Annotated in this window: 23 protein-coding genes, 2 tRNA genes, 1 other RNA gene and 1 pseudogene; 14 read left to right on the top strand and 13 right to left on the bottom strand. The window is 69.6% G+C overall.

The window, feature by feature from the left end; translation table 11 throughout:
• The 4 genes from Aco03nite_RS33390 to Aco03nite_RS33375 all read left to right on the top strand — a co-directional run.
• Window positions 1-1,240 (top strand): beta-N-acetylhexosaminidase (locus Aco03nite_RS33390; RefSeq protein WP_203802263.1); only part of this gene is annotated, 1,240 nt, incomplete at its 5' end.
• 93 nt (window positions 1,241-1,333) lie between these two features.
• On the top strand, window positions 1,334-2,254 hold the full coding sequence (locus tag Aco03nite_RS33385; protein WP_203802257.1) for a calcium-binding protein: 921 nt from the start codon (window positions 1,334-1,336) through the stop codon (window positions 2,252-2,254).
• A 22-nt stretch (window positions 2,255-2,276) separates the two neighbouring features.
• Window positions 2,277-3,659 (top strand): calcium-binding protein, encoded by a 1,383-nt coding sequence (locus Aco03nite_RS33380; protein ID WP_203802255.1) that lies wholly within the window; start codon window positions 2,277-2,279, stop codon window positions 3,657-3,659.
• Window positions 3,656-4,585, top strand: a complete 930-nt coding sequence (locus Aco03nite_RS33375; protein ID WP_203802252.1) for a calcium-binding protein — start codon at window positions 3,656-3,658, stop codon at window positions 4,583-4,585. Before Aco03nite_RS33380 ends, Aco03nite_RS33375 begins: the two co-directional genes overlap by 4 nt.
• A 60-nt stretch (window positions 4,586-4,645) precedes the next feature.
• On the opposite strand, the gene Aco03nite_RS33370 is transcribed toward Aco03nite_RS33375, so the two are convergent.
• The 9 genes and pseudogenes from Aco03nite_RS33370 to ffs all read right to left on the bottom strand — a co-directional run bounded on the left by Aco03nite_RS33370 (window position 4,646) and on the right by ffs (window position 15,899).
• The gene (locus Aco03nite_RS33370) at window positions 4,646-5,758 is read right to left on the bottom strand and encodes an ABC transporter ATP-binding protein (RefSeq protein ID WP_203802250.1); all 1,113 of its coding nucleotides are present in this window, start codon (window positions 5,756-5,758) and stop codon (window positions 4,646-4,648) included.
• Complete coding sequence (locus tag Aco03nite_RS33365; protein WP_203802238.1) at window positions 5,755-6,747, bottom strand: ABC transporter ATP-binding protein; 993 nt, start codon at window positions 6,745-6,747, stop codon at window positions 5,755-5,757. Before Aco03nite_RS33365 ends, Aco03nite_RS33370 begins: the two co-directional genes overlap by 4 nt.
• Window positions 6,748-6,754: 7 nt before the next feature.
• On the bottom strand, window positions 6,755-7,702 hold the full coding sequence (locus Aco03nite_RS33360) for an ABC transporter permease (protein WP_203802234.1): 948 nt from the start codon (window positions 7,700-7,702) through the stop codon (window positions 6,755-6,757).
• Complete coding sequence (locus tag Aco03nite_RS33355) at window positions 7,699-8,703, bottom strand: ABC transporter permease (protein ID WP_203802233.1); 1,005 nt, start codon at window positions 8,701-8,703, stop codon at window positions 7,699-7,701. The genes Aco03nite_RS33360 and Aco03nite_RS33355 overlap by 4 nt, the downstream gene beginning before the upstream one ends.
• A 96-nt stretch (window positions 8,704-8,799) precedes the next feature.
• A complete protein-coding gene (locus Aco03nite_RS33350; protein ID WP_203802231.1) occupies window positions 8,800-10,461 on the bottom strand; it encodes an ABC transporter substrate-binding protein in 1,662 nt (553 codons plus the stop codon).
• Window positions 10,462-10,613: 152 nt separating this feature from the next.
• The gene (gene recR / locus Aco03nite_RS33345; RefSeq protein ID WP_203802229.1) at window positions 10,614-11,207 is read right to left on the bottom strand and encodes a recombination mediator RecR; all 594 of its coding nucleotides are present in this window, start codon (window positions 11,205-11,207) and stop codon (window positions 10,614-10,616) included.
• Between the two features lie 4 nt (window positions 11,208-11,211).
• On the bottom strand, window positions 11,212-11,511 hold the full coding sequence (locus Aco03nite_RS33340; protein WP_239145655.1) for a YbaB/EbfC family nucleoid-associated protein: 300 nt from the start codon (window positions 11,509-11,511) through the stop codon (window positions 11,212-11,214).
• Between the two features lie 2,638 nt (window positions 11,512-14,149).
• A pseudogene (locus Aco03nite_RS55065) lies at window positions 14,150-15,712 on the bottom strand (DNA polymerase III subunit gamma and tau); the annotation flags it as partial.
• Between the two features lie 91 nt (window positions 15,713-15,803).
• Window positions 15,804-15,899, bottom strand: an RNA gene (gene ffs, locus Aco03nite_RS33330) — signal recognition particle sRNA small type.
• A gap of 85 nt (window positions 15,900-15,984) precedes the next feature.
• On the opposite strand from ffs, the gene Aco03nite_RS33325 reads away from it, so the two are divergent.
• The 4 genes from Aco03nite_RS33325 to Aco03nite_RS33310 all read left to right on the top strand — a co-directional run bounded on the left by Aco03nite_RS33325 (window position 15,985) and on the right by Aco03nite_RS33310 (window position 17,507).
• Window positions 15,985-16,069: transfer RNA gene (locus Aco03nite_RS33325), tRNA-Ser, on the top strand.
• Between the two features lie 237 nt (window positions 16,070-16,306).
• Complete coding sequence (locus tag Aco03nite_RS33320; protein ID WP_203802225.1) at window positions 16,307-16,471, top strand: hypothetical protein; 165 nt, start codon at window positions 16,307-16,309, stop codon at window positions 16,469-16,471.
• 80 nt (window positions 16,472-16,551) lie between these two features.
• Entirely contained in the window at window positions 16,552-17,064 is a 513-nt protein-coding gene (locus Aco03nite_RS33315) for a tRNA adenosine deaminase-associated protein (RefSeq protein WP_203802224.1), read from the top strand.
• Between the two features lie 26 nt (window positions 17,065-17,090).
• Window positions 17,091-17,507 carry a nucleoside deaminase gene (locus Aco03nite_RS33310; protein ID WP_239145654.1) on the top strand — a complete coding sequence of 139 codons (417 nt, stop codon included), beginning with the start codon at window positions 17,091-17,093 and terminating at the stop codon, window positions 17,505-17,507.
• 337 nt (window positions 17,508-17,844) lie between these two features.
• Here Aco03nite_RS33310 and deoD read toward each other — a convergent pair whose 3' ends face one another.
• Window positions 17,845-18,552, bottom strand: coding sequence for a purine-nucleoside phosphorylase (gene deoD, locus Aco03nite_RS33305; protein ID WP_203802205.1), 708 nt, complete (start codon window positions 18,550-18,552; stop codon window positions 17,845-17,847).
• A gap of 116 nt (window positions 18,553-18,668) precedes the next feature.
• Between deoD and Aco03nite_RS33300 the strand changes: the two genes are divergently transcribed.
• The 3 genes from Aco03nite_RS33300 to Aco03nite_RS33290 all read left to right on the top strand — a co-directional run bounded on the left by Aco03nite_RS33300 (window position 18,669) and on the right by Aco03nite_RS33290 (window position 19,862).
• A tRNA-Ser gene (locus Aco03nite_RS33300) sits at window positions 18,669-18,758 on the top strand.
• 367 nt (window positions 18,759-19,125) lie between these two features.
• Complete coding sequence (locus Aco03nite_RS33295) at window positions 19,126-19,338, top strand: hypothetical protein (RefSeq protein WP_203802202.1); 213 nt, start codon at window positions 19,126-19,128, stop codon at window positions 19,336-19,338.
• Between the two features lie 182 nt (window positions 19,339-19,520).
• On the top strand, window positions 19,521-19,862 hold the full coding sequence (locus Aco03nite_RS33290; protein WP_203802199.1) for an STAS domain-containing protein: 342 nt from the start codon (window positions 19,521-19,523) through the stop codon (window positions 19,860-19,862).
• Between the two features lie 121 nt (window positions 19,863-19,983).
• Here Aco03nite_RS33290 and Aco03nite_RS33285 read toward each other — a convergent pair whose 3' ends face one another.
• Window positions 19,984-20,358, bottom strand: a complete 375-nt coding sequence (locus Aco03nite_RS33285) for a hypothetical protein (RefSeq protein WP_373872650.1) — start codon at window positions 20,356-20,358, stop codon at window positions 19,984-19,986.
• Between the two features lie 109 nt (window positions 20,359-20,467).
• Between Aco03nite_RS33285 and Aco03nite_RS33280 the strand changes: the two genes are divergently transcribed.
• The 3 genes from Aco03nite_RS33280 (at window position 20,468) to Aco03nite_RS33270 (ending at window position 22,920) form a co-directional block, all read left to right on the top strand.
• Window positions 20,468-21,199 (top strand): M23 family metallopeptidase, encoded by a 732-nt coding sequence (locus tag Aco03nite_RS33280; RefSeq protein ID WP_203802196.1) that lies wholly within the window; start codon window positions 20,468-20,470, stop codon window positions 21,197-21,199.
• Window positions 21,200-21,373: 174 nt separating this feature from the next.
• Window positions 21,374-22,309: a prephenate dehydrogenase gene (locus Aco03nite_RS33275; protein ID WP_203802193.1), complete on the top strand. Its 936-nt coding sequence runs from the start codon at window positions 21,374-21,376 to the stop codon at window positions 22,307-22,309.
• Window positions 22,310-22,347: 38 nt separating this feature from the next.
• Window positions 22,348-22,920, top strand: coding sequence for a DinB family protein (locus Aco03nite_RS33270; RefSeq protein ID WP_203802190.1), 573 nt, complete (start codon window positions 22,348-22,350; stop codon window positions 22,918-22,920).
• Here Aco03nite_RS33270 and mtnA read toward each other — a convergent pair.
• Window positions 22,917-23,879, bottom strand: a complete 963-nt coding sequence (gene mtnA, locus Aco03nite_RS33265; protein ID WP_203802188.1) for an S-methyl-5-thioribose-1-phosphate isomerase — start codon at window positions 23,877-23,879, stop codon at window positions 22,917-22,919. The genes Aco03nite_RS33270 and mtnA overlap by 4 nt on opposite strands.
• Before the next feature lie 5 nt (window positions 23,880-23,884).
• Window positions 23,885-25,732: a M48 family metallopeptidase gene (locus tag Aco03nite_RS33260; protein WP_203802183.1), complete on the bottom strand. Its 1,848-nt coding sequence runs from the start codon at window positions 25,730-25,732 to the stop codon at window positions 23,885-23,887.
• Between the last annotated feature and the right edge of the window lie 62 nt (window positions 25,733-25,794).

Genomic DNA, 25,794 nt, shown 5'->3' with positions numbered 1-25,794 from the left:
TGCTGGAGCCGGGGCATCCGGACGAGGGCTACCGGCTGGACGTCGGCGCGGACCGGGTCGAGCTGCCGCCACCCGGCCGGCCGGGCTGTTCGCCGGGGTGCAGACGCTGCGTCAACTGCTGCCGCCGGCCGGCTCGCGGTGGGTCCTTCCCGGCGGCACGATCAGGGACTTCCCTCGGTACGCCTACCGGGGCGCGATGCTCGACCTGGCCCGGCACTTCCACGATCCGGCCGACGTGCGCGCCTACGTCGACCAGATCAGCCGCTTCAAGATCAATCACCTGCATCTGCACCTCAGCGACGACCAGGGCTGGCGTATCCGGATCGACTCGTGGCCCCGGCTGACCGAGATCGGTGGCGCGCCCGGTACCGGGGTGGGCGGCGCCGGTGGCGGCTTCCTGTCCAAGGACGACTACCGCGCCCTGGTGCGGTACGCCGCCGACCGGTTCGTCACGATCGTGCCGGAGATCGACATGCCCGGTCACGTGAACGCCGCCCAGGTCGCCTATCCCGAGTTGACCTGCGACGGGATCGCGCCACGACCGCGGACCGACATGCGGGTCGGCTACAGCTCGCTCTGTGCGGACAACGACGTCACGTACCGGTTCGCCGACGACGTGATCCGGGAGCTGGCCGAGATGACACCCGGGCCGTACCTGCACATCGGCGGCGACGAGGCGATGTCGACACCGCACGGGGCGTACCTGCGGTTCCAGCGCCGGATGCTGCCGCTGGTCCGGAAACACGGCAAGATCCCGTTCGGCTGGCACGAGATCGCCCAGTCCCCGGCGGCGGCCGAGAACGGCGCGGTGATCCAGTTCTGGGGCCGGGAGCGCAGCAGCCCGGCGGTGGCGGTCTCGGGCGCGGACGTGATCCTCTCCCCGGCGAACCGCACCTATCTGGACATGGAGTACGACCCGATGACCCCGGGCGGGCTGGACTGGGCCGGGGCCATCGAGGTGCGGGACGCGTACGACTGGGATCCGGCACGGCTGCTGACCGGCGTACCGGCGGAACGGGTCCTAGGGGTCGAGGCACCGCTCTGGTCGGAGACCCTGCGCGATCGCGCCGACCTGGAGTTCCTGGCCTTTCCGCGCCTGGTGGCGATCGCCGAGCTGGGCTGGTCACCGCGGGTGACGCACGACTGGGAGTCGTTCCGGGAGCGCCTCGGCGGCTACGGCCCGCGCTGGTCCGCCGAGGGGGTCCGGTTCTATCGATCACCCCAGATCCGGTGGTACTGAAAAGTCTGTACGACAGGACGACACCGCCACGTTGCGCCGTCCACCTAGGATCTCCAACGTCTGATGAACATCATCTATACGGGGGTTGATGCTGTGATTTCGGGAACGTGGCTGACCAGAGCGGGCATCGCTCTGGTCGGCACCACCGCGGCGGTCGGCATGTTCGCCGCACCGGCACAGGCCGCGGGCCGCAACACCGTCTCGGTCCTCGGCGACAGCCTCATCTACTGGGCGAACAAGGGCCAGGTCAACCGGGTCTGGATCGGGCAGTCCGGCGGCAAGGTCGTCCTGGACGACCGGGTCGCGCTGACCGCCGGCGAGGGCTGCACGCTGGTCGAGGGCGACCGGACCAGGGTCGTCTGCACGGGCGTCACCCAGGTGCACATCAACCTGCGGGACAGGGACGACGTCTTCGTCAACCGCACCGGGCTGACCACGAATGTCGCCGGGGCGAACGGCAACGACACCCTGATCGGCGGCACCGGGCGCGACTATCTGTCCGGCGGCCGGGGCGACGACGTGCTCAAGGGTGGTGCCGGGGACGACCTGCTGACCGGTGGCGCGGGCCGAGACCTGATCCACGGCAACTCCGGCAGCGATTCCCTCTACGACGGCGCCGGGGTCGACCGGGCCTACGGCGGGACCGGGGACGACCTGTTCTGGGACGGCCGCGGTGCCGACCGTCTCCACGGCGGCGCCGGCAACGACCGCATCCTGACCGGGAAATACGTCGACGCCGACCGCTACTACGGCGGCGTCGGCATCGACCGGGTCGACTACCGGCAGCGCACCGGGCCGGTCACCGCCGACGCCGACGGCCGGGCCGACGACGGCCAGACCGGCGAGAAGGACCGGATCGCCCCCGACGTCGAGAACCTCACCGGCGGCAAGGGCGACGACACGCTCATCGGCAACCGCTACGCCAACGTCCTGGACGGCCGCGAGCACGTCAAGGGCGACACCTGCGTGGCCGGTGGCGGCGACACCACGCGGAACTGCGAGATCGTCAAGTGAACATCTACCTCGGGGGTAACTGATGACGTCGAAGACCTGGCTGACCAGAGTCGGTGTGGCGCTGCTCGGCGGCACCGCGGCGATCGGCGTCCTGGCCGCGCCCGCGCAGGCCGCGTCGGCCGGCACCGCTTCGGTGATCAACGGCAAGCTGACCTTCACGGCCACGAGCGGCAAGACCAACAAGGTCTGGATCGGCCAGGCGTCCAACGGCTCGGTCGAGCTGAACGACCGGGTCGCGGTCAAGGCCGGTAAGGGCTGCACGCCGCTCAAGGGTGTGCGGACGCACGTCAACTGCGTCGGCGTGACCTCGGTGAAGATCAGCCTGGGCAGCGGCAACGACACGTTCCGCAACGAGTCCCGGCTGACCACTGTGGTCTACGGCGGCGCCGGGAACGACACGCTGAACGGCGGCGACGGCCGCGACTACCTGCACGGTGGCGCCGGCAACGACAAGATCAACGGCTACGGCGGCCACGACTACCTGTACGGCGACAGCGGCAACGACACCCTGATCGGCAACGCCGGCAACGACCGGATCTACGACGGCTCCGGCAACGACGTGGTCTACGGCAGCGGCGGGGACGACATCATCCACGACGGCGCCGGGAAGGACCGCTTCCACGGCAACGCCGGCAACGACATCTTCTTCGCCGGCACCACCACCCAGGCCGACCGGTTCTCCGGGGGCGCGGGTGTCGACCTGGTCAGCTACCAGGGCCGGAAGAAGGCGGTCACCGCCGACGCCGACGGGAAGGCCGACGACGGCGCCAAGGGCGAGAAGGACAACATCGCCACCGACGTCGAGAACCTCGAGGGCGGTTCCGGCAACGACCGGCTCACCGGCACCAACGGCGCCAACGTCCTGACCGGCGGCGCGGGCAACGACGTCCTCAACGGTCTCGGCGGCAACGACACGCTGACCGGCGAGTGGGGTAAGGACCAGCTCAACGGCGGCGCGGGCAACGACCTGCTGATCGGCGACCGTGGCGTGGGCCCGGACACCGACGTCCTCCACGCCGACGTGCTGCTCGGCGGTTCGGGCATCGACACCGTCGACTACCACGGCTACTCGGTGCCGGTCACCGTCGACCTCAACGGTTCGAAGGGCAACGACGGCGCCAAGGGCGAGAAGGACACCGTCGGCGCCGACGTGGAGAACGTCCGCGGCGGCCGGAGCGACGACGTCATCACCGGCAACAACGCGAACAACGTCCTGGACGGCGGCGACGAGGGCGCCGACGTGCTGCGCGGTCTCGGCGGCGACGACACCCTGATCAGCAACACCCTGGGCAACGGCATCTCCGACGAGCAGGTCGACATCCTCGACGGCGGCGCCCACATCAAGGGCGACAGGTACTCCGCCGACCGCGAGGACAGCGTGGTCAACTGCGAGATCGCCCTGTGAGCCGGATCGCGTTCCGGACCCGGGCCGGGATCGCCCTGCTCGGTGGCATCGCCGTCATCGGCGGCCTCGCCACCCCCGCCCAGGCCGCGTCCGGCGGGCGAGCGTCGGTCGACTTCGGCATCGAGGGCCCGCGGGTCCTCCTCGTCGCCGGATCCGGCCTGATCAACAACGTGGTGGTCACCAGGTCCGGCAACACGATCACCCTCGACGACCGGGTGACCATCACGGCCGGGCCCGGCTGCACGGCGGTCCCCGGCGACGTCACCAAGGTCACCTGCACCGACGTCAAGCCGATCGGACTGATCCAGCTCGAACTCGGCTCCGGCAACGACTCCGCCACCAACCGGACCTCGGTGCAGTCGCTGATGGACGGCGGCACCGGCGACGACACGCTCCGGGGCGGTTCGGGTCACGACACCCTCTACGGCGGCAGCGGTGCCGACCGGCTCTGGGGCAACGGCGGTCCCGACGGCCTGGTCGGCGAGAGCGGCAACGACACGCTGTACGGCGGCGCCGGATCCGACTTCCTGGAAGGCGGCAAGGGCAACGACAAGGAGTACGGCGGCTCCGGCAAGGACCGCTTCTCCCAGTTCGATCAGGGGAAGGCCGCCGACGCCGACCTGATGTCCGGTGGCTCCGGCTTCGACACCGTCAGCTACTACGGCACCCGGGCCATCACGGCCGGCTCCGACCGTGGCAAGCGCAACGACGGCCGCAAGGGCGAGCACGACACCCTGCTCGGCATCGAGGGCATCAACGGCGCGGGCGGTGACGACAAGATCTACGGCACCGGCAAGGCCGACGTGCTGCGCGGCTTCGGTGGCAACGATCTGCTGGTCGGCAACGGTGGCAACGACCGGCTCGAAGGCGGCGCGGGCAAGGACCGGCTGATCGGTGGCCCGGGCAAGGACGTCCTGATTCAGTGATTGAAGAACGAGAGGCCGCTTTCCGCGTACGGGGAAAGCGGCCTCTCGTTCTTTTGATCGTCAGATCCCCGGACCGCCGGGCGTCTCCAGAGCCGTCTCCAGGGCGCCGTGTGCGTCCTTGGAGCCGGCGCCGTCCGCGATGACCTCGGCCTTCACCGTGTGCGGCCGGATCTCCCCGGACTCGATCTGCTCGACGAAGTGGCAGGCCACCCGATGTGCGCCGGTCCCGACGACGCGCAGTTCGGGCCGCTCGGTGCCGCAGCGGGTCGGCTGCGCCCACGGGCACCGGGTGTGGAACCGGCAGCCGGACGGCGGGTTCGCCGGCGACGGCAGGTCACCGGCGAGCAGGATGCGCTCGCGCCGGTCCTCGACCTCCGGGTCCGGCACCGGCACCGCGGACATCAGCGCCCGGGTGTACGGGTGCAGCGGAGTCCGGTAGATGTCGTCGCTGGGCGCCTCCTCGACGAGCGCGCCCAGGTACATCACGCCGACCGTGTCGGAGATGTGCCGGACCACCGCGAGGTCGTGCGCGATCACCAGATAGGTGAGCCCCAGTTCCTCCTGCAGCTCCTCCAGCAGGTTGATCACCTGCGCCTGGATGGAGACGTCCAGGGCGGAGACCGGCTCGTCGGCGACGATCAGGTCCGGGTTGAGCACCACGGCCCGGGCGATGCCGATGCGCTGCCGCTGACCGCCGGAGAACTCGTGCGGGTAGCGGGACAGTGCCCACTGCGGCAGGCCGACCGCGTCCAGGGCCTTCGCGATGATCTTCCGGCGTTCGGTCCGGTCGCCGCCCAGCCCGTGCGCCTGCAGGCCCTCGGTCAGGATCGACTCGACGTTCTGCCGCGGGTCCAGACTGGACATCGGGTCCTGGAAGATCATCTGCATGCGCCGGCGCATCGACCGCAGCTGCTTGGCGGGCAGTGTGGTCAGCTCGGTGCCGTCGAAGTTCACCCTGCCACCGGTCGGCGGGGTGAGCTGCAACAACGCCCGGCCCAGCGTGGACTTGCCACAACCCGATTCACCGACCAGGCCGTACGTCTGGCCCTTCGCGATCCGGAGATCGACTCCGTCGACCGCCTTGACGTGCCCGACCACCCGGTCCAGGAACACACCACGCTTGATCGGGAAATGCACTTTGAGGTCGTCGACCTCGACCAGCGTTTCGGTCACGACGGCACCTCCGCGGTCCGCGACTCGGGATTGACACAGCGGTAGGCGTGCCGGTGGATGTCCTCGACCAGCGCCGGGGGCTCCCCGACACAGGCCTCGACCCGCTGGTCGCACCGCGGGGCGAAGGCGCACCCGTCCGGCCAGGGCAGGACGTCCCGCACCGAACCACGGATCGCGTGCAGCCGCTCGCCCTTGCCGGAGTCCAGACGGGGCACCGAACCGAGCAGCCCGTTGGTGTACGGGTGCCGGGGGTCGGCGAACAGCGGCTTGCGGCGGGCCGACTCGATGACCCGGCCGGCGTACAGCACGTTGACCTTGTCGCACATGCCGGCGACCACACCCAGGTCGTGCGTGATCATGATGAGCGCGGTCCCCGACTCGCGGACCAGCTCACGCAGCAACTCCAGGATCTGCGCCTGGATCGTCACGTCCAGCGCGGTGGTCGGCTCGTCGGCGATCAGCAGCTTCGGGGCACAGGCGACCGCCATCGCGATCAGCGCCCGCTGCCGCATACCGCCGGAGAGCTGGTGCGGGTACTCCTTGAGCCGCCGCGACGGGTCCGGGATACCGACCCGGTTCAGCAGCTCGACGGCCTCCTTGCGGGCCGCCTCCCCGGTCAGCCCGCGGTGCCGGGTGAGCACCTCGGTCACCTGGATACCGATCGGGACGACCGGGTTCAGCGAGGACAGCGGATCCTGGAAGATCATCGCGACGTCCCGGCCGCGGATGTCCCGCATCGACCGCTCGTCGGTCTGGAGCAGGTCGGTGTCGCCGAACATCGCCGAACCGCCGATGGTCACGCCCTTCTGCTTCGGCAGCAGCCCCATCAGGGCCAGCGACGTGACGCTCTTGCCGCAGCCGGACTCGCCGACCAGGCCGACGACCTCACCGGCCTCGACCGCGAACGACACCCCGTCGACCGCCCGCACGGTGCGCTGACCGCGCCGGGAGAAGGTGACGGACAGATCCTTGACGTCTAGCAGTGGCATCGCGGCCTCACTTCCGCAGTTTCGGGTCGAGGGCCTCACGCATCGCCTCACCGAGCAGGGTGAAACCGAGCGCGGTGATGATGATGCCCAGTGCCGGGAAGATCGCCAGGCCGGGCCGGACGTCCAGGTACTGCTGCGCGTCGGCGAGCATCAGACCCCACTCCGGGGTCGCCGAGTCCGGGTTGCCCAGGCCGAGGAACGACAGGGCCGCCGCCTCGATGATCGCGGTGGCCAGCGTCAGGGTCGCCTGCACGATCACCGGGGCCAACGAGTTCGGCAGAATGTGCGAGACCGCGATCTTCGTACGCTTGACCCCCAGCGAGGTCGAGGCCAGCACGTAGTCGCTGCCGGCCTGCACCACCATGGCGCCGCGCAGCAGCCGCGCGAAGACCGGCACCGAGACCACGCCGACCGCGATCATCACGGTGGTCAGGCTCGCGCCGAGCAGAGCCGCGATGCTGACCGCCAGCAGCAGGCTGGGCAGGGCCAGCAGCATGTCGACGATGCGCATCAGCACCGAGTCGACGGCCCGGCCGATCCGCCCGCCGAGACCGGCGGCGGCACCGGCGATGCCACCGACCAGCGCGCCGAGGGTGAGACCGATCAGCGTGGAGACGATGCCGACCAGCAGGGTCTGACGGGCGCCGACGATCAGGCGGCTGAACTGGTCCCGGCCGTTGTGGTCGTAGCCGAGCCAGTGTTCGGCCGACGGGCCCGGGATCACGCCGGGGCGGACCTCGTTGATGCCCATCAACTCGGACGGCGAGTACGGGACCAGCCACGGCCCGACGATCGCCACCAGGACGAAGATCACCAGGATCCCGACGCCGACGAGGGCGCTCGGGGTCCGGCGCACCCGCCGGAGCGCCTCGGTCCACAGGCTGACGCCGTGCTCGTCCTCTTTCGCCGCGGAGAGCTCGCTCAAGCGGTCGATCTTGTCGGTCTTCGTGCTCATCGGACCCTCACTCTCGGGTCGATCAAGCTGTACGAGAAGTCGACCAGCAGATTCACCAGGACGTAGAAGATCGCAATGATCATGATGAAGCCCATCAGAACCGGATAGTCCCGATTACTGATTGCTTCGTAGAGGAACGCCCCGATGCCGCTGAACGCGAACACCGTCTCGGTCAGCACCGCCCCCGAGAGCAGACCACCGGTGAGCAGGCCGATCACCGTGACGATCGGCAGCATCGCGTTCCGCAGGATGTGCCGGCTACGGATCGTCCGCTCGGTCAGGCCCTTCGACTGGGCGGTCCGCACGTAGTCCTCGCTGAGCACCTCCAGCACGCTGGCCCGGGTGATCCGGACGATGATCGCCAGCGGGATGCTGGCCAGCGCGATACCCGGCAGGATCAGGTGCCAGAGCGCATCGAGCGCGGCATCCCACTCCCGGGTCATCAGCCCGTCCAGCACGAAGAAGTTCGTGATCCGGGTGGCGCCGATCGTCGGATCCTGCCGTCCACTCGACGGGAACAGGTGCAGGTTCTCCGAGAAGACCGCCTTCAGCACGTACGCCAGGAAGAACACCGGCACACAGATGCCGATCAGCGAGCCACCCACCGACAGGCTGTCCAGCAGACTGCCGCGCTTGCGGGCCGCCAGATAACCCAGCGGGATGCCGACACCGATCGCGATGATCATCGCGGTGACGGTGAGTTCGACGGTGCCCGGGAAACGCTCCAGGAACTCCGTCGTGACCTCGCGCTTCGTCGAGATCGAGGTGCCCAGGTCGAGCTTGAGCATGCGCTGCATGAACCGGCCGTACTGCACCAGGATCGGCTCGTCCAGGCCCAGGTTCGCCCGGATCTGTGCACGCATCTCCGCGGTACCGCGCTCGCCGAGGATCGCGGTCTCAGGGCCGCCGGGCAGGCGGCGCAACCAGATGAAAAGAAGGATCGACAGACCGAACAGCGTCGGGATCAGCTGCAGCAGTCGTCGCACGATGAACCGAATCAAGGCCGCCTCGTGAGGTGAGAGGTCGACAGCGGGCGGGCGTCAGGATAAGACGCCCGCCCGCTGGTGAAGCAATAGGAGAGAGGTGCCGGATTGCGGCTACTGGAAGGTGGCCCCGACGAACCTCTCGTCAGTCAGCGGGCTCGGCGTGATGCCGGTCAGGCCCTTGCCGAACACGATCGCCGGCGGCGAGTGCGAGATCGGCACACCCGGAGCGAACTCCGCGATGGTGGCGTTCAGAGCCTTGTACTTCTCCACCCGGGCCGCCTGGTCGGCGGTGCTGTCGGCGTCCTTGAACTGGGCGAACAGCTCCGGGTTGTTGAAGCCCCACTCGTCCTTCTGGCGGTCGAACATGGTGCCGATGAAGTTGTACGCGTCGCCGTAGTCACCGGTCCAGCCGAGGAAGTGCAGGTCGTGCGCGCTACCCGAGGTGGTGGCGTTCAGGTAGTCCGGGCTCCACTTCAGCGGAATGGCCTCGATCTCGATGCCCACCGCCTTCAGGTCGGCCGAGATCAGCTCGAACAGGTCCTTCGGGTTCGGCATGTACGGCCGGGTGACCTCGGTCGGGTAGTGGAAGCGCAACTTCAGGTTGCTGGCGCCGGCCGAGGCCAGCAGCTTCTTGGCTTCCTCGACGTTGTACGTGTACTTCTTGACGTCCGGGTTGTAACCCTCGACGGTGTCCGGCAGGAACTCGATCGCGGCCTTGGCGCCCGGCGGCAGCTTCGAGCTGACCAGGGCGTCCTTGTTGATCGCCATGTTGATCGCCTGACGCACCTCGGGCTTGGCCAGCGCCGGGTTGCCCTTCTGGTTGATCGCCAGGTAGAGGATGTTGAACGCCGGACGGGTCAGGACGTTGAAGCCCTCACCCTTCAGCGGCTCTACGTCGGCCGGGCCGACCAGGTCGTAACCCTGGATGTCGCCGGAGCGCAGCGCCTGCTTACGGGCGTTCTCGTCGGAGATCGTCCGGAAGATGACCGTCTTCAGCTTGGCCTTGTCGGCGTAGTAGTCGTCGTTGCGCTCCAGCGTCAGCGACTTGTTCGGCAGGTCCCAGGCCTTGAACTTGAACGGGCCGGTGCCGACCGGGTGCGCCGTCGCGTACTCCGGGTACTTGATGTCGTCCGCGGAACCGGTCACGTTCGACGCGTCGTACTGCTTGAGGGCAGCCGGGCTGTGGATCGCGAACGACGGCAGCATCAGCGCCGACGGGATCTTGCTGGAGACCCGGGTGAACGCCAGATCGACAGTGGCGGCGTCCTTCGCGGTGCAGGACTTGAACAGGCTCTCCGGCAGCTCCGCGCTCTCGTTCTTCGCGAAACCACCCATGACGTCCTGCCAGTACGGCGTGACGTCCGGGCTCTGCATCAGGCCCTTGGCGTTGTACCAGCGGTTGAAGTTCTCGCAGACGGCCTCGGCGTTGAAGTCGGTGCCGTCGTGGAACTTCACCCCCGTCTTCAGCTTGAACGTCCAGGTAGTACCGGCCGCGTCCGGAGTCCAGCTCTCGGCCAGACCGGGCGACGCCTTGGTGCCACCCTCCTCCGGGCGCACCAGGGTCTCGAAGATCTGCCGCGCGACCCGCAGCGACTCGCCGTCACTGGCGAAGCTCGGGTCGAGCACCTTCGGGTCACCGGCGACACCGAACACCAGGGTGTCCTTGACGGCCTTGTCACCGGAACCGTCCCGGCTGCTCTCGGCACAGCCGGCGGCTGCCAGGACCGCGACCGCGGTAACCGCGATCGCGGCTCTCCGCCTCGATGGACGCATGCTTCACCTCTGCCTTGTGGGGTGGTCAACGCGGTGGAGTGTGCCACCGATGCGACGGACATTAACGGCCGTAGAACTTTCCGGGCAGCCGTTGAAATCCAATCGTGTTGTTACGAGGTTGCTTCGCAGCGCAACCACCCCAGGCTTTTGGTTCAGACCGCCCGTCTTCCTTCGAAAGCGCGACCCAGAGTGATCTCGTCCGCGTACTCCAGATCGCCGCCCACCGGCAGGCCACTGGCCAGACGGGTCACCGTCAGCCCCATCGGCTTGATCAACAAGGCTAGATAGGTAGCGGTCGCCTCACCCTCGGTGTTCGGATCGGTCGCCAGGATCAGCTCCTTGACCTCACCCGTTCCCACCCGGTGCAACAACTCACGAATCTTCAAGTTGTCCGGGCCGATGCCCTCCAACGGATTGATCGCGCCGCCGAGCACGTGATAGCGCCCCCGGAACTCGCCGGTGCGCTCGATCGCCACGATGTCCTTCGGCTCCTCCACCACACACAACACCTCGTTGGTGCGGCGGGTGTCCCGGCAGACCCGGCACTGATCCGACTCGGCCACGTTGAAACACGTCTGACAGAACCGCACCAGGTCCTTGACCTTGCGCAGCGCCCCCGCCAGCCGGTTCACGTCCGCCGGGTCCGCCGACAGCACGTGAAACGCGATGCGCTGGGCCGACTTCGGGCCCACGCCCGGAAGACGGCCCAGCTCATCGATCAAATCCTGGATGGCACCCTCGTACACGGGATCAGAACCCCGGCAGGTTGAAGCCGCCGGTCGCCGGGCCCATCTTCTGCTCGGCCAGCTCCCGCTGCGCCTCCGCCGCGTTGTGGATCGCCGCGAGCACCAGGTCCTCCAGCGTCTCGATGTCGTCCGCGTCGACCACCTTCGGGTCGATCTTCACCGACTTGAACTCACCCAGCCCGGTGATCACCGCCGTCACCAGCCCGCCACCGGCCGTCCCGGTCAGCTCGGCCTCAGCCAGCTCGGCCTGCGCCTGCGCGACCTGCTGCTGCATCTTCTGCGCCTGCTTCATGATCTGCTGCATGTTCGGCTGTCCACCGGGGCGCATGGCACCGCTCCTCAACTAATCGGTCTCGCTGTCCACCATCGATACTTCGGCACGGCACAGCGGGCGAAAATTACCGCCGCCAGCGTAACCGTCCCCCACCTCATGCCCGCCGAGACGCCACCGGACACCCACCCACCACCACGATCCACACATCCGCCCGGGTACGCCCGGCTTCCGGCCCGCCCCACCCGTCTTCCGCCGCGCGGCCCGCCTGGCGGACTCACCCACATGCCCGCGGTCGGCCGACGGCGCGTGAGGCTCCCGATCAGCCCTCGCCGCGCTTGTGCGGTCAGATCTCGGCGATCTTCTCCGCGCCGAACGCCTCGCGGAGCAGTTGCATGGCCTGTTCCTCGCTGCTGGCCCGAGCGGTCTTCTCGTCCAGGACCTCGTCCAACGGTTCGTCACCCGGGTCGAAGCCTTCGAGAGCGGCCCCACCGGACGGCGGCCCGTCATACTCCGGGTCGTAAGGGGCCTCCCCGATCGGCGACCCGTCGGCCCACGTCGAACTCGCCGATCCACCACCGGCCGCCGCAGCCCGAGCCTGAGCGACAGCCCCACCCGAGGCTTTCCCCGGAGCGCCGGCACGAGCGTTACCCGAGGTGGCCGCCGCAGCCGCGGCAGCAGCCCCTTCCCTTTCGGCAGTACGGCTGGCAGCCCCCAGCCCCAGCCGAGCCGCGGCCCGAGCAGCTTCCATCGCGGCAGACCGAGCCGGGGCAGCCTTCCCTCCACTCGCCGGAGCAGCCTTCTCCCCACTAGCCGGAGCAGCCCGCTCCCCACTCGCCGGAGCAGCTCTCTCCCCGCTCGCCGGAGCGGCCTTTCCCCCGCTCGCCGGAGCAGCCGAAACCGCGGCCCCACCAAACGCCGACCCACCACCGACAGGGCCCACCCCACCGCCGATGCCGGCACCGTAACCGGCGACACCGGCGCCCAGGTCACCGTGCTGTCCGGCACCGCCACTGCTGCTGCTTCCACCGTCACCGGCAATGGCGTGCCCGGAGTGCGAACCGGCACTGGCGGCAGTCGGCCAGCCAGCATCGCCGGATGCCGCGACCGGGCCTCCGTCACCGAAACCGGATCCGGTGCCAATGGCAGCGGAACCCGCAGCGCCGGCACCGAATCCATCACCGGCCGCGCCCGCATCGACGTCATCGAATCCGGACCCGGCGGAGGCACCTCCCGACCCACCGTGGACAGCGCCAGTGGCACCCGGCCCGGCGGCCCCTTGCGACAAGCCTGTCGACCCGCTGTTCCCACCGGTCCCGGGTGCCTGACCAGGGGCCGTCCCACTTCCGGGACGGGCAGGTTCCGGCCACGCCGCATCGGCATCGGACGCGGACGAACCCGCCGAGGCCATGCCGCTGCCGGGCTTGACCGGTTCCGGCCATCCGTCGTCAGAACCCGATCCGGTTACCCCGGGCCGGGCCGGTTCAGGCCAGCCGGAGTCGTCCCGAGACGATTCCGCATGTCCGGGCCTGTCACCCCGGGAAGATCCCGCATGCCCAGACCCGTCACCCCGGGAAGACCTGGTCTGCCCGAAGCCGTCGGCCTGCGCGGATCCATCCCGCCCGGAACCATCAGCCTGGCCGGACCTGATCTGCCCGGCACCGTCGGTCCGCGCGGAATCCGCTCGGCCGGAACCGTCGACTCGGCCGTGGTTCGCCTGGCCGGAACTGTCGGCCCGGTCGTGGTTCGCCTGGCCGGAACTGTCGGCCCGGTCGTGGTTCGCCTGGCCGGAACCGTCGGTGGGCCTAAGGCCGCCGACGCCTGCGGTTGAGGGGGTGCTGTTGTCTGTCGGAGGCGTGGGGCGGGCCGGCCACTCGTCGTCGGCGTCAGCTGACGGGGCCCGCTGAGGGCGGGACGGGCGAGACTCCGTGCGGCCGGTGTTCCGTTCGGGCGCGCCGGAAGCCGAAGCCGTCCGGCCCGGACCCGCGGCGTTTGCCGGATGGGCCACCGACTGGTCACGGCGGTCGTTGGGACCGCCGGAACCACCAGAACCGCCGGGGGCACCGGTGCTGCCGACCTCGCATCGGATTCGCCAGTCGCCGCCGGGGGACTTGCGGAACTCGGCGGCTATGGCGTCCTTCCAGTTCAGGAAGCGGTCCATCAGCGCCTGGGTCGGGGCGGCGAACACGATCATGTCGCCGTCGACCTCGCGAACGCCGATGCCGTAGTCCTGCATCGCCTTGACCTTGGACTGGTGCTGCCCGAGTGCCTGCCAGGCCGCCCGAACCCGCTCCAGCCTGCCATCACTCCGAAGCACGGGAGCGTCGTCCACGACCTGACCCGGCCCCCCGGAAGCATGTCCCACGGGGATGTCGTCCGCGCTCTGGCCCGGCCCCCCGGAAGCATGTCCCGCCGCGGCGTTATCGGAGTCACCCGAACCGCCGGAACCGGCAGAACCACCGGAAACGGCCGGTCCGGCGATGTCCTGGTCCGAGGACGATCCGGGCTCGACCGAATCGGATCGGGCCGGCGGGCGCGCACCGGCAGGAGCCCGGCGAACGGGCTCGTCCGGCTCCGGCGGCTCCTCGTCCCACGGCGGCGGTTCGTCGTCGTAGTACCCGGGGTCAGCCGGACCCGAATGCTGCCCGGAGTCGGCCTGCGATTGCTGACCGGCGGAAGGCTGACCCACGGCGGTTTGGCCGGCCGCGACCTGGTTCCAATCCGGCTCGGCCTCAGCCGGACCGGAATCCGCGGGACCGGAGGCCACGGCGGTGGGAGCCGAGGCGGCGGGTGCGGAGGAAACCGGGGCGGGTGAGACCGGGGCGGCGGGCGCCGGGGAGACCGGGCGAACGGAGGCTCCAGACTGGCGGTTGGATGCGGCGCGGGCAGCGGCCATCGCGGCAGCCTTCCCACCACCGCCGGGAGCGCCGCCGCCGGACATGCCGCCCGCGCCGTGGGCAGCGCCGTCGTCGCTGGGTGAACCGGCCGGGCCGTAAGAGCTGCCGGCCGGGTCGCCGGCAGAGGGCTGGGCACCGTCGACCGGCGGGTTGCCGGAAGCGGGGCGCTCCCCTCGTACAACAAAGCCCTGCTCCAAGCGCTCCAACCGCTGCAACAGAGCCGACGTCGAAGCGTCCGCCCCGGGCAGCAGCATGCGGGCGGTGACCAGCTCCAGCAGCAGGCGCGGGGCGGTGGTGCCGCGCATCTCGATCAGGCCGTTGTGCAGGATGTCGGCGCAGCGGGACAGGGTGGCGGCGCCCAACGCCGCGGCCTGCCGGGACATCGCCTCCAGCTGGTCGGCGGGGCCGTCGATCAGGCCTTTCGCCACGGCGTCCGGGACCTGCTGCAGCACGATCAGGTCGCGGAAACGCTCCAGCAGGTCGGAGGCGAAGCGGCGGGGCTCGTGGCCGGCGTCGGCGACCCGGTCGATGGTGGCGTAGGCGGCGGCGCCCTGGCCGGTGGCGATCGCGTCGCACATCTCGTCGATCAGGGCCGAGTCGGTGACGCCGAGCAGGGCGACCGCGCCCGCGTAGTCGACGCCGCCGGGGCCGGAGCCGGCGATCAGCTGGTCCAGGATCGACAGGCTGTCCCGGGCGCTGCCGCCACCGGCCCGCACGATCAGCGGGAACACCGACGGCTCGACGGCGACACCCTCGGCCTCGGTGAGCTTCTGCAGGTACGGCCGAAGGACGGCGGGCGGGATCAGCCGGAACGGGTAGTGGTGGGTGCGGGAGCGGATGGTGCCGAGCACCTTGTCCGGCTCGGTGGTGGCGAAGATGAACTTCACATAGTCCGGCGGCTCCTCGACGAGCTTGAGCAGCGCGTTGAAGCCGGCCGACGAGACCATGTGCGCCTCGTCGATGACGTAGATCTTGTAACGGCTGTTGGCGGGTGCGAAGAACGCCTTCTCGCGCAGCTCACGGGCGTCGTCGACACCACCGTGGCTGGCCGCGTCGATCTCGATGACGTCGATCGAGCCGGCGCCGTCGTTGGCCAGCGACGTGCAGGACAGGCACTCACCGCACGGATCGGGGGTGGGGCCTTGCTCACAGTTGAGCGATCGGGCCAGGATGCGGGCGCTGGAGGTCTTGCCGCAGCCACGTGGGCCGGAGAAGAGGTACGCATGGTTGAGCCGCCCGCTGCGCAGCGCCTGCGACAGCGGATCGGTCACGTGCTCCTGGCCGATGACCTCGGCGAAGGTGCGCGGCCGGTACTTGCGATAGAGGGCGAGAGCCACTCCTGCCACCTCCTGAACGACCGCGCCATTCTCCGTCGAGGGTCTGACAAGAACAAACGACGTGCCCCGACAGTGCGAGTCCGGAGGAGAAACCAAGGACCCCTCGTGCACCCGCCAGAGCCCGCTTATCCTTGCTGCCTTCCGGCCCTGGGGAGGTTCACAGGATGACGCCGCACGAGGGGCTACCTGAGAGACTACCTAATGACATGCGACCGCATGCGGACCCCCTCCCCGCGAGCGAGCCGCGTCAGAGCGTCTGTATTCTGGCTCACGGAGGATTCGCCTAGTGGCCTAGGGCGCACGCTTGGAAAGCGTGTTGGGGGAAACCCCTCACGAGTTCGAATCTCGTATCCTCCGCACCCAAGATGAGGGGCAGGACTCAACGGTCCTGCCCCTCACTGGTTTCTCCGAAGACAAAGCCTTTCTTCGGAGACAAAGCCGCCGAGGCCGCCGAAGACAAGGCCGGGCGAAGCAGAGATCAAAGAAAAGATCATCAGCCACTCGTCGTACGCCTACCGTAGCCCTGAGCAGTGGGTATGCCGATATGGCCATCGACTCTTGACGAACGTCGCGCGCTGTCGCACTCTCGGCGTCATGGCCCCCTCGCCAACCCGGCTGGACCCCGATCGCAGCCGTCGCCGCCTGCAACTGCTGGCGGCCCTCGCGCAGATGAAATCGACACGTGAACCGATGCCGTCGCCCCGGTTACGAGGGCTCCGGCTCCGCGAGCTGATCGCCGCACGCCGCCGCGCCGACTGATTCAGGGCGTGGTGTGATGCGTCCGCCGTCGCACCGGCTACCGTCAGGCGCTGAGTGTTTAGGAACGTGTTGGGGGAATCGTGTCGATTTTCGCTGCCGCCGTGGCCCGGGGCAAGAACGGCTGGTCGGCGTCGGAGCTGGATCTCTCCGGCTTGGCCGACATCGACGAGGTGGTGGACTCGCTGAGGGACGCCGAGCCGGACGCCGAGTTGGCGCTGCTCTTCGTGGAGAGCGACGACGAGTACCTGGCGGTCCTGCGGCTGGACGAGGGCGAGGATCTGCGGGTCTTCGCGTCGGATTCGGCGTTCGCCGAGGAGTCGCGGATCGGATCGGTGCTGCTCGGCGAGGTGGAGACCCCGGCCCTGGAGCTGGACGACGAACTGGCCGAACCGGACGGTGACGAGGACGACACCCCGCCCGAGCCGGACGCCGACCCGATCGGGGACGCCGATCTGCTCGGGGATCTGGGGATCAGTGCCAAACGGCTGCTCGCCCTCTGCGCCATGGAGGGAAAGCTGCCGGCCGACGTCACCGCCGAGATCTGCCAGAAGATCGGCTGCGGTGACGAGATGGAGGAGCTGCGCGAGGCGTGATCCGGCGCCGGCAGCACGAGGAGTGGATGCGGCGGGCGCTCGCCGTCGCGTCCAGTTCGCCCGAGGACGTCCCGGTCGGGGCGGTCGTCCTCGGGCCGGACGGGGCCGAGCTGGCCGCCGCCGGTAACGAGCGGGAACTCACCGGCGATCCCACCGGGCACGCCGAGATCCTGGCGATCCGGCGGGCCGCCGCCCGGGTGGGCGAGTGGCGGCTGGAGGGCTGCACCCTGGTGGTCACCCTGGAGCCGTGCACGATGTGTGCCGGGGCGCTGGTCCTGGCCCGGATCTCGACCGTGGTCTTCGGCGCCTGGGAGCCCAAGACGGGTGCGGTCGGCTCACTGTGGGACGTCGTCCGGGACCCGAGGATCAACCACCGGCCGGAGGTGTACGGCGGGGTCCTGGAACCCGAGTGTGCCGCCCTCCTCCGGGACTTCTTCCGATAGCCGGAACGAACAAGGCCCACCCGCGATCGTGAGCCGCCCGCGGCGTGGGCCGGCGCACCGAGATCCGCGGCGGGTCCGAGCGGGCCGCCCGCGGCGTGGGCCGGCGTGCGGAGATCCGCGGCGGGTCCGAGCGGGCCGCCCGCGAACGAGTTCGCGTGGCCCGGCCCGGACCGCCTCGGGCACCGCATCCGCAGCCTCGGGCACCGCATCCGTTGCCCCGGGCACCGCATCCGCCCGGCGGTCGCGGGGTGGCGGTGAGCCGCCGCCTGCCTCGCGTGTCGCCACGGGAGGGGTAGCCCGGCGAAGAGCCACCTATTCGTAGCGGCAAAGTTTGGTCTTAGGCGATCGCGGTGTCCAGACCGATCTTGACCATGTTGGTGAAGCCCTTCTCCCGCTGCGCCGAGTCCATCGCCTCGCCGCGCTTGATGTGGTCGCTGACCGTCAGGATGGTCAGCGCCTTGGCGCCGTAGCGGGCGGCGATCGTGTAGATCGCGGCGGACTCCATCTCGACCGCGAGCACCCCGTAGTCGGCGAGCGAGTCGTAGAGGTCGGGGCGGTCGGTGTAGAACGCGTCGGCGGCCAGGATCGGGCCGACCCGGATCGGGGTGCCCTGCGCCTCGGCGACCTCGACAGCCTTCCGCAGCAGACCGAAATCGGCCACCGGCGCGTAGTCGACCAGGCCGTCGAAGCGGGTCCGGTTCATGTTGGAGTCGGTGGCCGAGCCGATCGCGGCGATCACGTCACCGAGGTTCAGGTCCATCGCGAGGGCGCCGCACGATCCGATCCGGATCACGGACTTCACGTTGTACTCGTTGATCAGTTCGTGGGTGTAGATGGACGCCGACGGCATGCCCATGCCGGAGCCCTGCACCGAGACTCGCTCGCCCTTCCAGGTGCCGGTGAAGCCCAGCATCCCGCGGACCTCGGTGTAACAGACCGCGTCCTCCAGGAACGTCTCGGCGATCCACTTGGCACGCATCGGGTCGCCGGGCAGCAGCACCCGCTCGGCGATGTCGCCCGGCTTGCCGCCGATGTGCACGCTCATCTCAATCCTCCGCTTTCAGTGGCTAGGTCGTCGATCTTGCCAGGTCAGCGGGCTCACGGTCGGTCATGGGTGACCCGGCAGCGGCGCGCGGCGAGGCGTCCGGTAACGTACGTACCGGTGGCGTGTCCGAGCGGCCTAAGGAGCACGCCTCGAAAGCGTGTGAGGGTTTACGCCCTCCGAGGGTTCAAATCCCTCCGCCACCGCCAGGGGAGAGCCCGGTCCATGTGACCGGGCTCTCTGCTTTTGTGCGGTGTTCGGGTACCCGCGCCGGATTAAATCCCTGTTACGCTCCGTCGCCAACGACAGGGTCAGCCGACCATCCACAGGACGGCTAGTCCGTTCGGGTGTTCTCCATGATCAGATGCATTACGTGTAACGGTGGTGTTTCGTCGCACGTCAGAGCCCGGAAACACGCCCTGTAGTCAGGTGCGAACCGCCCAAATACATAGGGTGTTGCGCAAGTCACGCAGACCAAAACTACCGGATCAGACAATGTGGTTCCGACCGGGCGGCGAGTAAGTTTCACAGAATCGCCCTACGCAGGTTCGTCGATGTCTGTCCTAGATTTGTCATGTGAGAGTTGAGCATCACTGGTGGAATGGCGACGTCCGGCTCCAGCGCCGGGACGTCTACGTCCGCACCGACGGCGCGCTCTGGGAGGTCGAGGCCCAGATGGGCGGCCCCGAGGGCAAGTCGAAGGTGCAGCAGTGTCCCGGCAAGGCATCAGCAATGATCCTGGCCGACGCGTGGCGTGGACCACGCTGGCGGTGGCGCGAGCTGCAATAGCAGCGCCAGGAGCCCCCCACTGGCTGCGTCCGCACATGCTTGACCGGTTACAGCCAGCCTCCGAAACGGGTCGGACCCCAGGGTCCGGCCCGTTTTCTGACGCACGCGGTGTCCGATGTGTCGTGATGATTGCGATCTAGGCTGAATATCCAGCCAGTACGGGGGTAGGGAAGCCGATCATCATGCAAGCAGCAGTCACCGACCATCGTGCCGACGTGGCGGTGCTCCACCTCCGGGGTGAGCTGGACGCGGACACCGCGGCCCAGTTGCAGGCCGCGCTCACCGAACTGCTGGAGCGTCCGGTGCCCAGAATCGTGGTCGACCTGTCCGGCCTGAAGTTCTGCGACTCGGTCGGTCTCAGCGCCTTCATCACCAGCAAAGAGGTGATCTCGGCACGCGGCGGCTGGCTGAGTTTCGCCGGCGCCAACCTGTTCCTCACCCAGCTGATGGAGAACGTCGGCCTGGGCCGGTACTTCGCCATCTTCCCGGAAGTCGACGACGCGATAGCGGCCGCCCAGATCTAGAAGACGACGCGATGGCCGCCGTCCAGATTCAGATCAGAAAAAGGCGTGGGCCGGGGATCACTCCCCGGCCCACGCCCGCACTGTTTTCACGCCCGAGAATAGACCCGTCGCCGACGGCGGCTCACCACAGGGGCCAGTCCAGCGTCGTGGTCCAGCGGTAAGCCACGAACGCCATCGCCAGCGACAGGCCGAGCCCACTCGCCACCGCCACCCCGACGGCCACGCCACGGTCGCCGAGCAGCGCCAACAGGGCGGAGACGGCCCAGGCGACGAGCGCCGCCCCGATCGTCCACCAGGCGTACGAACCCAGGTCGCCACCGAGGCTGCCGAAGAGCACGAACCAGGCGGCGGTGGCGGCCATCCCGGCCAGCACCGGACCGGCCGTGATCGGGTGCGGCTCCCGGTAGACCGGGCGGGGCGGCAGCCCGGAGAACATCATCGGCGAGTGCGGCAGCCCTCGCGGCGGAAGGTAGCCCGGTGGCGACGGCTCGGCCATCGGCCAGGAGACTTGCCGGTCTGTCATCCTCGGTTCCCTCCGTCACACCTGCCCACAGCCTAGCTCTCACCGCTCTGCGCCATTTCCGGTCTTCTGCCAGGATGGCGCGATGCCGATACTCCGCGCCCTCTCCGGTCTGACACTCGCCGCGGTCTGTCTGGCCGGCTGCGGGTCCACCACCGGCGGGTCGGCCTCGCCGGCCAGCACACCCCAGTTCGTGGAGCCGTCCGCGGTTCCTTCCGCAACGGCACCCGCGGCAGAGATCCCGGCCCCGTCCGCGACGCCGTCGGAAAAGCCCTCGGAAACGCCGTCCAAGCAGGCCGAGAAGAAGACCGTGAAGTACACGTTCCCGGTGAAGGCCTCGAACGTGGACTGGCACGAGACTCACTCGAAGTACAAGGCGACCGACCTCTTCGTCGACTGCGGCAAGCCGTTCCTGGCCACCACCAGCGGCGTGGTGCTGGAGGTGAGCCTGAAGGACGAGTATGTGAAGGGCCGCCCGGACGGCCCGCTCAACGGCGGGCTGTCGGTGTCGCTGCTCGGTGACGACGGGGTGCGCTACTACGGCTCGCACCTGAGCAGGGTCCAGTCCGGGATCAAGGCCGGCACCCGGGTCGAGTCCGGGCAGCAGCTGGGGATCACCGGCAAGACCGGCAACGCGAACAACGTGTGCCACGTGCACTACGGCATCTCCCCGGCGTGCGCGAAGACCGGTGACTGGGAGGTGCGGCGCGGCGTGGTCTGGCCGTACAGCTATCTCGCGTCGTGGCGCAAGGGTGGCCAGAAGAGCCCGGTCGCCGAGGTCGCGTCGTGGAAGAAGAAGACCGACTGCAAGGCGTAGGGCCTGTGTGGCAGACCCCGCGGGAGCGAGGCGAAGTCCAGGTGATGGCTGGCGGCAGCCGGACAACGGTCGCATACCGGTGTTGTATGTGGCCGTTGTCCGGATGCCGTCAGGCGTCGCCTGGACCACGCCGTAGCCCCACGGGGTCTGCCACACAGGACCTAGTCTCTACGGGTGCGTATCGCGGTTGTCGGACTGGGACTGATCGGTGGCTCGCTGCTGCGGGCACTCGCCGCCGCCGGGCACGAGGTGGCCGGATTCGACGCCGATCCGGGCACCCGGGAGCAGGCGCGGGCCGCCGGGTTCCGGATTGCCGGCTCGGTGCCGGAAGCGGTCGCGGGTAGCCAGGTGACCGTGCTGGCCGTACCGCTGCCGGTGTTGCCGCGGGTGATCGCCGGCCTGAACGGCTACGACGGCCTGGTGACCGATGTGACGTCGGTGAAGGGCCCGGTCCGCGAGCTGCTGACGGGCCGCCGGTTCGTCGGCGGGCATCCGATGGCCGGCCGGGAGACGTCCGGGTTCGCGGCGTCCGACCCGGGCCTGTTCGACGGGTGCGCGTGGGTGCTGTGCCTGGAGCCGGACGAGACGGCGCTGGACGACTGGCTGCTGCTGGCCCGGCTGTTCACCGGGATGGGCGCGCGGGTGGTGCCGGTGACCGCGGCCGAGCACGACACCGCGGTGGCCCGGATCAGTCACGTGCCGCACCTGTTCGCCGCGGTCCTGGCGGCCCAGGTCGGCACGGATCCGCTGGCGGGGGCCCTGGCTGCCGGGTCGTTCCGGGACGGCACCCGGGTGGCGGCCACACGGGCCGAGTTGACCGCGGCGATGTGCGGCGGCAATCGGGACGCGGTCCGGACGGAGTTGCGCCGGCTGATCGGCGAGTTGGAGACGCTTGACGGGGCGCTGGACGACGCTCCGTCGCTGATCTCCCACCTGCGGCCGGGCGAGACGGCGCGACGCGCGTGGCCACCCGCCGCCACCACCGGCAGATCCGAGATGTCGGAGATTCCAACTTTGCTGGCCCTCGGACGATCCGGCGGATGGGTGACCTCGGTACGGGATCGGGAAGTTGTCACCATGCGGCCGAAAAGTGACCGCAATGGCTCCTAACGTGAGGTGACGACACCCGCCACGTTAGGAGCCGAGAAATGCCAGGACAGGTTCGCCCGGTGACCGACGAGCAGGACGGTCTGCTCGCCTACCTGACCCAGATGCGGTACGTGCTGAGGCTGACCGCCCACGGCCTGACCCCCGAGCAGTTACGGGCGACCCCGAGCGCCAGCGCCCTCAGCGTCGCCGGCCTGATCAAGCACTGCGCCACCACCGAGGAGGGCTGGCTCGCCACCGTCCGGGGCGAGCAGCAGCCGATCGACTACGGGGCCTATGAGCGCAACTTCTCGATGGCCGAGGACGAGACCATCGAAGACATCCTTGCCATGTACGACCGGGTCGCCGAGTCCACCGAGAAGACCGTCCACGGGATCGCCGACCTGAACCATCAGGTGCCGATCGACCACTCGGTGCCGTGGAACCCGAAGGATCAGGACTTCTGGACGCTGCGCTGGGTGCTGCTGCACCTGATCCAGGAGACCGCGCGGCACACCGGTCACGCGGACGTGATCCGGGAGACCGTCGACGGGGCCACCGCGTACCCGCTGATGGCCGCCGCCGAGGGCTGGCCGGAGACCGACTGGATGAAGCCCTGGAAGCCCGCCGCCTAGGGTTTCTCGCCCCGGTCGACCCGGATCACCCGGCGGTCCGTGACGATCGCGGTGACCAGGTCGTACGGGGTGACGTCGAACGCCGGGTTGACCGCCTCGCCCCACGCGGTGACCTCCGCCGAACCGCGGTCCTCGATCTCCACGTCGGCGCCGGTGGCGGTGGACGTGTCGACCGTCGACTCGGGCGCGACCACCAGGAACGGGATCCCGGCCCGCCGCGCACCGAGCGCGTGCGAGTAGGTGCCGATCTTGTTGATCACGTCGCCGTTGGCGCAGATCCGGTCGGCGCCGAGGATCACCGCGTCCACCTCGCCGCGGGCCATCAGGAACGGCCCGGCCGAGTCGACCGCGACCCGGTGCTCGATGCCCCAGCGGGTCAGCTCCCACGAGGTGAGCCGGGCGCCCTGCAGCAGCGGCCGGGTCTCGCTGGCGATCACTCCGGCGAGCCGGCCGCGGCGGTGCAGTTCGCCGACCACGCCGAGGGCGGTGCCGACGGTGACCGCGGCCAGCGCGCCGGTGTTGCAGTGGGTGAGCAGCCGGGGCCGGGCCCCGCACAGCTCGGCGACCAGGTCGGCGCCGAGCCGGGCCATCGACTCGGAGGCGGCGATCTCCTCGTCCCGGACGGCGCAGGCCTCGGCCAGCACCGCTTCCGGGCCGTGCGGGAGCAGGGCGGCGGCCCGGCGGGCGCCGCGGGCCAGGTTGACCGCGGTCGGCCGGGCCGTCTCGATCCGCTGGACGGCGAGGTCGAGCGCGGCCGGGTCGTCCAGGTGGATCCGGGCGGCCAGGGCCACCCCGAACGCGCCCGCCACGCCCAGCGCGGGCGCCCCGCGGACGGCGAGCGACTGGATCGCCGCGATCAGTTCGCCCACCGTGTGCAGGCGCAGCACCCGCTCCTCACCCGGCAGGGCCGTCTGGTCGATGATCTCGACGGCCTCGTTGACCCAGTCGATCGTCCGCACTGTCGTTACTCCGTCCGTTCTTGGATCTGCTTCAGCACCGCTTCGACAGTGTCCCGGCTGTCGCCGATCTCCTCACCGGTCCACCGGGCCTTGACCGCGACCGTGGCCCCGTCGTGCAGGTCCAGCTCGAAACTGATCGGCACCGCCTTGAGCATCCGGGCGCCGGTGATCTCCTCGTACGGCACGAACCGGTAGAGATTGGCCAGCGTCGCCGGGTCGTTCCGGGAGAGCATCTCCTTGAGCCGCTTCTCGCCCTCGCTGCTGCCCTTGGGCGCGGGCACGAAGACAAAACCGCGGTTCAGCAGGATGAGGTCGGCGTCCTGGTCGTCGACCTTGACGTTGGCCATCGCGCCGACCACGTCGGCGCCGCTCGCGTTGGCCCTGGCCTCGACGACCCGGGCCGCGTCGACGTGGATCCCGATCGCGGCGAGCCGCTGCCGGGCCTCCTCGACGGTCTCCGGGGCGACCGCCAACTTGGCGATCTCGGCGTAGTCGGCGGGTTCGCCGTTGGTGTCCACCAGCCGGGCCGGCGCCGACCAGGAGTGCTGGAAGGTGGCCACCCCGGACCGCACCGCGGCCAGGGTGATCAGGTCGTCCATCGGGTCGGCGAACGCGACGGCCGCCTCCTTGCGGGTGGCGTCCGGGAAGAACTCGGCGGCCAGTTCGCCCAGCTTGCCGGTGGCGACGATGTCGAAGATCTCGGCGAGACCGGCCTCCTGGACACCGAGCCGGCGGGCGGCCGAGCGGAAGATCCGGTCGGCACGGCGCTGCTGGATCGCGGTGATCGACGCGGCGGTGAACTCGGCCCAGGGCAGGAGCGTCCGGTCGCCGAACGCGAAGACCGCGGCCTGCAGGGCGAGCCCGGTGCCGTCGAGCTGGGGCAGCAGCACCGCGGCGGGCCGGCGGTCGGGGGTGTGCTGCCCGGCCGGCAGCGCCCGCATCGCCTCGATCCGCACGCCGGGCGCCGGGTGGGTGTCCCAGCGCGACGTCTCGGTGTCCGGCTCCTGGTCACGCAGACGGGCGAGTTCCTCGGTACGGGCGGCGTAGAGCTGCCCGAAGCCACCGAAGATGTCGTCGGGTGCGAAGCCGAGCTCCCACCCGTGGGCGACGTACCGTCCGAAGTAGAAGTCCCAGGCGGCGTCGACGACGGGCATCTCCCGCATCGCGCCGACCGCCGCGTCCAGGCCGGCGACCCGCACCGACACCTGGTCGGCCTCGAGCTCCTGCTGCCGGGTCACCGCGTTGCTGACCAGCAGGTACAGGCGGCCGTAGCCCTTGAACACCCAGCCGAACACGTTCCATTTGCCGACCCGGCTGAGCGTCTCGTACATGGCGACCCGGCCGCGGTAGGCGACCGCGGCGAGCCGGGTGTGCGAGCCGGAGTAGTGGCCGAGCTCGTGCGCGAGGACCGAGCGGAGCTGGTCGACGGTGAACGTCTGCAGCAGCGGCATGCCCAGGTAGAGCCGCCGGGTGCCGCCGAGCAGGCCGAGCAGCCTGGTGTCCTCGCTGACCGCGGCGTTCACCTCGGGCACCAGGCGGATCTCGTCCGGGGCGCGGGTGCCGGCCTCGGACGCCATCTCGCGAACCGTCTGCCACAGGACCGGCGCCTGTTCGGGGCCGATCAGCAGGCCCTCGGGCTCGCTCGGCCGGGAGCGGATCGCCTTCCAGAGGCCGGCCACGACGGCACCGACCGCGGCGAGCAGCACCCAGCTCAGTTTCCCGGCGGCCAGGCCGCTCAGGTGGGTCCAGATCTCGTAGAGCAGAAAACCGACAACGGCCAGCTGGAGCAGGCCCAATACATAAAATCCGACGAGCATCGCCACCGAGACGGCGGCGCGCAGCGCTGTGGACATGATTCCTCCCCGTGGAAACAGCCGTCGGAAGATACCGATGTGGATATCCGCCCGGCAAGATT

The sequence above is a fragment of the Actinoplanes couchii genome (genome assembly GCF_016862075.1).
GTDB classification, from domain to species: domain Bacteria; phylum Actinomycetota; class Actinomycetes; order Mycobacteriales; family Micromonosporaceae; genus Actinoplanes; species Actinoplanes couchii.
Note: the sequence above shows the minus strand (reverse complement) of the source record. Positions and strands in the feature narration are given on the sequence as shown.